Below are 7,189 nucleotides of genomic sequence, written 5' to 3'. Positions count from 1 at the left end.
GCCCAGGCGCAGCCTGCGTCGGGGCACCTTGTTTCGGAGCGCCCTGCGTCGGAGCGTCCTGCGTCGGGACGCCCTGCGTCGGAGCACCCTGTTTCGGAGCACCCTGTTTCGGAGCACCCTGCGTCGGGGCACCCTGTTTCGGAGCACCCTGCGTCGGGGCACCCTGTTTCGGAGCACCCTGCGTCGGGGCACCCGGCGCCGGCACAGCCTGGGTGGGAGCCGGATGTTCCCGGTTCGGCCCCGGAGCCTTCGGGACGGGAGCAGGCGGAGCAGGATTCGCGGCGGGGGCCTGCCTTCCCTCGGGCCGCGGAAGAGGACCCTGCGGGGGCCGCTTCAGGTTGGTCTGCGGTTCCCGCTGCATGCCGCCCTGCGGTTCCCGCTGAATGCCTCGCTGCCATGGGGGTGCCTGATTGCCCCGGATGGACTGCGGACCTGCCGCCGGAGCGCCGTCGGTGTGCTGCGGAGCTGCCGCCTGCTGCGTCGGCGGTTTAGGCCTGTCCTGCGGTGCCTGGGTGCGAGGACCCTGGTGCAACGGTATTACCTTCTCGGGCTGTTCGGGACGCTGCGGCGTCGAACCAGCGGGACTTGCGCCCTGCTCGTCACTGCCTGGCGGGTTGGGAGTGCTCACTAGGACTCCTTAGCTCCGTTGCCTGTGCTCTCGGCGTCGTCGGAGGTCTCGTCGGGTTCGTCGGCATTGCGTGCGATCGCGAGCAAGGTGTCGCCTTCCCCGAGGTTCATCAAACGAACGCCCTTGGTCTGCCTACCGGCCTTGCGGACCTGCTTGGCGGCGGTGCGGATCACACCACCACCCGATGTGATCGCGTAGAGCTCGTCGTCGTCGTTCACGATGAGCGCTCCGACCAGAGTGCCACGTTTTCGGTCGTACTGAATCGTCAGCACGCCCTTGCCACCGCGACCCTGCACCGGATAGTCGTCCATGCCGGTCCGCTTCGAGTAGCCACCCGACGTTGCTACCAGGAGGTATGTCCCTTCGCGCACGACGTTCAGCGACAGCAGCTCGTCGTCGCCGTTGAACCGCATGCCCTGGACACCGGACGTAGCGCGCCCCATCGGACGCAGCGCCTCGTCGGTGGCCGAGAATCGGATCGACTGGCCCTGCGCCGAGACCAGCAACAGGTCCTCGTCGGCCGAACACAGGACAGCGCCGACCAGTTCGTCGTCGCCGCGCAGATTGATGGCGACGATCCCACCGGAGCGGTTCGAGTCGAAGTCGGTGAGACGCGACTTCTTCACCAGGCCGTTGCGAGTCGCGAGGACCAGGTACGGCGCATCCTCGTAGGTCTTGATCTTGATGACGCCCTGGATGCGCTCGTCCGGCTGGAACGCGAGCAGATTCGCCACGTGCTGCCCACGGGCCGTGCGGCTCGCCTCCGGCAGTTCGTAGGCCTTCGCCCGGTACACCCGGCCTTTGGTGGTGAAGAACAGCAACCAGTCGTGGGTCGAGGACACGAAGAAGTGCGACACGATGTCGTCCTGCTTGAGCCCTGCGCCCTGGACACCCTTGCCGCCGCGTTTCTGCGACCGGTAGAGGTCGGTCTTGGTGCGCTTCGCGTAACCGGTCTCGGTGATCGTGACCACCACGTCCTCGCGGGCGATGAGGTCTTCGTCCGCGACGTCGCCGTCGGCGGCGATGATGCGCGTGCGCCGATCGTCCCCGTACTTGTCGACGATCTCCTTCAGCTCGTCGCGGACGATCGAACGCTGGCGTTCGGGCTTGGCAAGAATGTCCTCGAGGTCGGCGATCTCGCGTTCGATCTCCGCGAGTTCGTCGACGATCTTCTGCCGCTCGAGAGCGGCGAGGCGACGCAGCTGCATCGCCAGGATGGCGTCGGCCTGGACCTCATCCACGGTGAGGAGCTCGATCAGCCCGGCGCGCGCGATGTCGACCGTCTGCGACGCCCGGATCAGGGCGATGACCTCGTCGAGCGCGTCGAGCGCCTTGACGAGTCCGCGCAGGATGTGGGCGCGTTCCTGCGCCTTGCGCAGCAGGTACTCGGTGCGCCGGCGGATGACCTCGACCTGATGCCTGACGTACAGGCGGATCATCTGATCGAGACGCAGGGTGCGCGGCACACCGTCGACGATGGACAGCATGTTGCAGCCGAAACCGGTCTGCAACTGGGTGTGCTTGTACAGGTTGTTCAGCACGACCTTCGCTACCGCGTCGCGCTTGACGGTGATGACGATCCGCATGCCGACGCGGTCGGAGGACTCGTCGTGGATGTCCGAGATCCCGGCGATCTTCGCGTCCCGGACCTGCTCGGCGATGGATGTGATCAGGTTGTCCGGGTTGACCTGGTAGGGCAATTCGGTGATGACGATCGTGGTGCGCCCCTTGGCGTCTTCCTCGACCTCCACGACGCCACGCATCCGCACCGAACCCCGACCGGTGGTGTACGCGTCGTGGATGCCCTGGCCACCGACGATCAAGCCGTGCGTGGGGAAGTCGGGTCCCTTGACCCGTTCCATCACCGCTGCGAGAGTGCTCTCCTCGTCTGCCTCCCAGTTCTCGAGGCACCAGTAGATGGCTTCGGCCACCTCGCGCAGATTGTGCGGCGGGATGTTGGTGGCCATGCCGACGGCGATGCCGCCGGAACCATTGATCAACAGGTTGGGGATACGGCTGGGGAGAACTGACGGCTCTCGGGTGCGGCCATCGTAATTCGGCGTGAAATCGACCGTCTCGTGGTCGATTTCACGCAGCATTTCCATGGCGAGCGGGGTGAGCCGGCACTCGGTGTACCGCATCGCGGCGGCACCGTCGTTGCCGCGGGAACCGAAGTTACCCTGGCCGTCGACGAGCGGGTACCGCAGCGACCACGGCTGGGCCATGCGCACGAGGGTGTCGTAGATCGAGGCGTCACCGTGGGGGTGATAGTTGCCCATGGTCTCGGCAACCGGGCGCGCAGACTTCACATAACCGCGATCGGGCCGGTAACCGTTGTCGTACATCGCGTACAGAACACGGCGGTGCACCGGCTTGAGACCGTCCCGCACGTCGGGCAGCGCGCGACCGACGATCACGCTCATCGCGTAATCGATGTAGCTGCTCTGCATCTCCTGCTGAATGTCGACGGGCTCGATGCGGTCGTGCCCCGGTCCCTCCGGTGGCAACGTTGTGTCAGTCATGAGCTCCTTCTTCTACTCGGCTTGACGTCTTCTCGCGGACTCCCCGTCCGGCACGACGTCGCGCAACTACCCGAGTCTATAGGTGCAGGTCAGCTACGAGGGTGAAGGACTCGATCTACCGGAGCTCGAGCTGTACGTCCCGGGATTCGGCCATGCGCGACTCTTCGGCCAGAGTGTCGGCTTCCGACTCGAGTTCGGCGGCGATCCGGTCCGGTGCCATGAGGAGCGCGGTAATGGGGACGGTCACGACGAACATGCCCAGAACGAAGACGGGGAACAGGATGGAGAACACCTCGAGACCGTCCGAGCGCGCCGCTTCGGGGTCGACGGTGACAGTCAGCCCGAAGACGCCGACGTAGTGCATGGCCACCAGCGCGACGGCCGTCGCCACTGCCGCCGCCATCCGCGGCGCGCGAGACCGGAGTGCGCTGATCGACCACATGATCCCGGCTGCCACCACGAAGCCGATGACGACGGCTGCGGCGGTCAACGGCACACCGAAGCCGACAGATCCCTGGATCTGCAGGGAAGAGACGATCGCGAGGTGCATTCCCGCGAATCCGGCACCGAGGAGGATCGCACCCGGCACCAGCCGGCCGAGTTCCATCGAGTTGCTGGGCTTGCGGTGACGGGTGGGCGGAGGGTTGACGATCAACAGTGCGAGCACTGTCGTGAAGGCCGGCACTGCGAACGAGATCGCGATCCAGAAGGCGTCGTACCGCACGGTGCTCCCGGCAACCTCCAGCCCCACCATGGCGATGTAGTGCGGCAACCAGGCCCCGATGCCCGCAATGGACAGGGCAGCCCACGACAACCACAAGAGCCGCTGCCGAGGGCTCGGTGCCGACGTGATCTTGCGGGCACTGGCTGTACCGACAGAGATACCGATGAACGCCGTGACCACCGCGAGGGCAACGACCCACATGCCCATGGAGAAGTGCTGTATATCGTGCGACATGCTCGAATCCTCAGTACGCGGCTGTGTGGAGCTTGGTCAGTGCATATTCGGTGATCGCCACCAGCGCCCGCTTCGCGGACTCGCGCTCCCGGGCGTCGATCGGGATGATCGGCACGTGCTCGGAGATCGCGAGTGCCGCGCGAATGTCCTCGATCGGGTATCGCGGTGCGTCGTCGAACTCGTTGATCGCGACCAGGAACGGCAGGCCACGGGCTTCGAAGAAATCGACAGCCGCGAAACTCTCGTCCAATCGGCGAGTGTCGATGAGAACGATCGCCCCGATCGCCCCACGGATCAAGTCGTCCCACATGAACCAGAACCGGTGCTGGCCGGGCGTGCCGAACAGGTACAGGACCAGGTCGTCGGCGAGGCTGATACGCCCGAAGTCCATGGCGACCGTGGTCGTGTTCTTCTGCGGCGTTTCCGCCAGGTTGTCGACGCCGTCGCTGGCGTTGGTGACGAGTGCCTCCGTACGCAACGGGACGATCTCGGACACCGCCCCGACCAGGGTCGTCTTGCCTACACCGAAGCCTCCGGCGATGACGATCTTGGTGGAGGTGACCCGGTTGCGGGGATCAGATTTCGCGAAGTCCACTGAGGACCCTTTCGATGAGTTCACGCCGTTCGGAGTCGGTCGAGTCTTCCTGCAGAGTGGCCAGAATCTGGAGATGGCCGGCCTCGACCAGATCCGCTACGAGGACACGTGCCACCCCAAGCGGAAGGGCGATCCGAGCCGCGATCTCGGCCACCGAGGGCGACTCGTGGCATAACGCCACGATCGCGGCGTTCACATCGTCGAGTTCCCACTGCCGTTCCACAGCCTGTGGCAGTGCCTGAATCAACGCCTCGAGCGCAAGTTCGACTGCCGGCCGGGTGCGCCCCGACGTCAAAGAGTAGGGGCGCACGATGTTGGGAGCGGCCGGCTCCGAATACTGGTCTTCCGTAGGCATGTCGAAGTCAAATACCCTGCGGAGTGCGCGGTGTCGCTTGCACCGACGCCCCGACCCTGTCGACCAGGATCGCCATCTCGTAGCCGACCTGTCCGATGTCGCATTCGGCATCGGTCAGGGTCGCGAGATGAGAGCCGTCGCCGACGCTCATCAGCAGCAGGTAGCCGTGCTGCATCTCGACGACCGACTGCAGCACACCGCCGCCCTCGAACAACCGGGACACGCCGGCCGACAAGCTCGCGAGGCCGGACGTGACTGCCGCCAATTGCTCCGCCCTGTCGATCGGCAGGTGAGTGCTGGCCGCCATGAGAAGGCCGTCCGCGGACACGAGGACAGCGTGCGAGACACCCGGGACGTCGCTGGCGAAATTCGACACCAACCAGTCGAGTGGTCGCGTGACATCGGATCCATGAGCGGTGTTCATCGGTCTCCTTCAATGCTGTTACGTTCCGCGAGCCTTGTGGCCCTGCCGTCTCGGACACCCTGCTGGTGACGACTGAGGTTCGCGCGAATTGTCTCAGGGTCGCGCACTCGCCGCAGTGTCCCCGTGTTCTGCGCACCCTCGACCGTGCCGGGCAGGAGCCGATCACCGGGACGACGCTTGGGAAGCCCGATCTCGGGATCGACCTCCACCGGAATCGCACTGACCCGCTCCACCGCAGACCAGCCGGCATCCGCCGCCGATTCCCAGACGCCGGGCGCACCTTCCGCGCCGGTCGGATCGGTCAGCCAGTCGGAGACCATCCCGCTGAAGATGGGGGTGGCCCCGCCGGTGCGCTGCACCACCTCGGGAGGCGGTGGATCGATCCGCGACTGGAAGAACGACGCGGTCTTGGCCGGATTGGAGCGGTACCGGTGCCGGACGGGTGGCTGTTGCCCGCCGCCGGCGGCAGGCGCGGACGGAGACCGATCCTGCGGTTCCGGCGAGCGGGCCGGCGGTCGCGGGCGATCCATCGGGTGCCTCGACTCCGGGTGCCTCGACTCCGGGTGCCTCGACTCCGGAGGCGACGCCTCCGGCCGCCGCGACGGTAGTTTCGGCGTCTCGACCGGTGTCGGAGCCGATGCACTGATCCCGGAGTCTGCCTTCGAGGCGATACCACTGGCCCCGGGCTTGCGACGGGGAAGACTCGTTCCCGATGCGGTCTTGATTTCGGAGGGTTCCGACTTGATTTCGGATAGTTCCGACTTGATTTCGGATGGTTCCGAGGGCGCCGGCTTGTAACTCGGCGGCGGGGTGCGCTGAGGCAACCCGTTTCCTGCTGCCGCGTCCTGCCTGTTCCGAGGACTCGGGGCTGGTGACGGGGCGTGTGCCGATGCCTGGGCCGGTATCGCGAGGCGGCTGGGCGGCGCGGAGATGACCCTTTGGGGTCCGGTCTCCTGGCGGGTTGCCTGCGAAACGATCAGCGCGTTCGGGATATGGATACTGACCGTGACACCGGGGTTTCGGGCGGTGTCGAATGTCGGACGCACCCGCACGGTCAGTCCGTGACGCTTGGCGAGGCGACTGACCACGAACAGACCCATGTGCCGTGCGGTGTCGGGTCCGACCTCGCCGCCCGATGCCAGTCTCTCGTTGACAGCCCGCATGTCGTCGGCCGGGATGCCGATACCGCGGTCCGCGACCTCGAGGAGCACCCCGCCGTCCACGGCACGGGCGAAGCTGAAGGTCACCACCGTGTCGGGCGGGGACGCCCGCAGCGCGTTGTCGACGAGTTCGGCCAGCAGGTGCACCACATCGGTGACGACCGCGCCGCTGAGCGCGCCTTCCGGCGTGGCTCCCATCTGGACACGCTGGTATTCCTCGACCTCGGAGATCGCGGCGCGCAGGACGTCACCGAGTGCGACCGGAGCAGTCTGTGCGCGACGGGCTCGGGTACCGGCCAGAATCAGCAGGTTCTCACCGTTCCGGCGCATACGGGCCGCGAGGTGGTCGAGTCGGAACAGGCTGTCGAGACGCCTCGGGTCCTTCTCTTCGAACTCGAGATTCTCGATGAGCCCCAGTTGCTGGTCGACCAGCGACTTGCTGCGGCGAGCGAGCGTCTCGAACATGTCGTTGATCTGCAGGCGAAGCTGCGCCTGCTCACCGGCCAGCTTGAGAGCCTGGCCGTGGATGTCGTCTACGGCGCGGGCG

At 66.3% G+C, this 7,189-nt stretch carries 6 protein-coding genes and 1 pseudogene; all 7 read right to left on the bottom strand.

Annotated elements, in window-relative coordinates; translation table 11 throughout:
• Positions 1-628 (bottom strand): annotated as a pseudogene (locus tag WAW17_RS23695) (hypothetical protein); the annotation flags it as partial.
• Positions 628-3,150 carry a DNA gyrase subunit A gene (gene gyrA, locus WAW17_RS23690; RefSeq protein ID WP_422335345.1) on the bottom strand — a complete coding sequence of 841 codons (2,523 nt, stop codon included), beginning with the start codon at positions 3,148-3,150 and terminating at the stop codon, positions 628-630. The gene gyrA and the pseudogene WAW17_RS23695, both read right to left, overlap by 1 nt.
• A 115-nt stretch (positions 3,151-3,265) precedes the next feature.
• The gene (locus tag WAW17_RS23685) at positions 3,266-4,108 is read right to left on the bottom strand and encodes an MHYT domain-containing protein (RefSeq protein WP_422335344.1); all 843 of its coding nucleotides are present in this window, start codon (positions 4,106-4,108) and stop codon (positions 3,266-3,268) included.
• A gap of 10 nt (positions 4,109-4,118) precedes the next feature.
• A complete protein-coding gene (locus tag WAW17_RS23680; protein ID WP_422335343.1) occupies positions 4,119-4,703 on the bottom strand; it encodes a GTP-binding protein in 585 nt (194 codons plus the stop codon).
• On the bottom strand, positions 4,684-5,058 hold the full coding sequence (locus WAW17_RS23675) for a DUF742 domain-containing protein (protein ID WP_422335342.1): 375 nt from the start codon (positions 5,056-5,058) through the stop codon (positions 4,684-4,686). The genes WAW17_RS23680 and WAW17_RS23675 overlap by 20 nt, the downstream gene beginning before the upstream one ends.
• A gap of 7 nt (positions 5,059-5,065) precedes the next feature.
• Positions 5,066-5,482 (bottom strand): roadblock/LC7 domain-containing protein, encoded by a 417-nt coding sequence (locus WAW17_RS23670; RefSeq protein WP_422335341.1) that lies wholly within the window; start codon positions 5,480-5,482, stop codon positions 5,066-5,068.
• A partial coding sequence (locus WAW17_RS23665) for an ATP-binding protein (protein ID WP_422335340.1) occupies positions 5,479-7,189 on the bottom strand: 1,711 nt, incomplete at its 5' end. The genes WAW17_RS23665 and WAW17_RS23670, both read right to left, overlap by 4 nt.

The organism is Rhodococcus sp. (in: high G+C Gram-positive bacteria) (assembly GCF_049286785.1).
GTDB lineage: Bacteria > Actinomycetota > Actinomycetes > Mycobacteriales > Mycobacteriaceae > Rhodococcus_F.
This window is presented reverse-complemented; position numbering and strand designations above follow the sequence as displayed.

Excerpts from the sequence above, each read along its gene's own strand:
- WAW17_RS23675 (WP_422335342.1), bottom strand. The coding sequence starts at position 5,058 with ATGCCTACGGAAGACCAGTATTCGGAGCCGGCCGCTCCCAACATCGTG.
- WAW17_RS23685 (WP_422335344.1), bottom strand. The coding sequence starts at position 4,108 with ATGTCGCACGATATACAGCACTTCTCCATGGGCATGTGGGTCGTTGCC.
- gyrA (WP_422335345.1), bottom strand. The coding sequence starts at position 3,150 with ATGACTGACACAACGTTGCCACCGGAGGGACCGGGGCACGACCGCATC.
- WAW17_RS23670 (WP_422335341.1), bottom strand. The coding sequence starts at position 5,482 with ATGAACACCGCTCATGGATCCGATGTCACGCGACCACTCGACTGGTTG.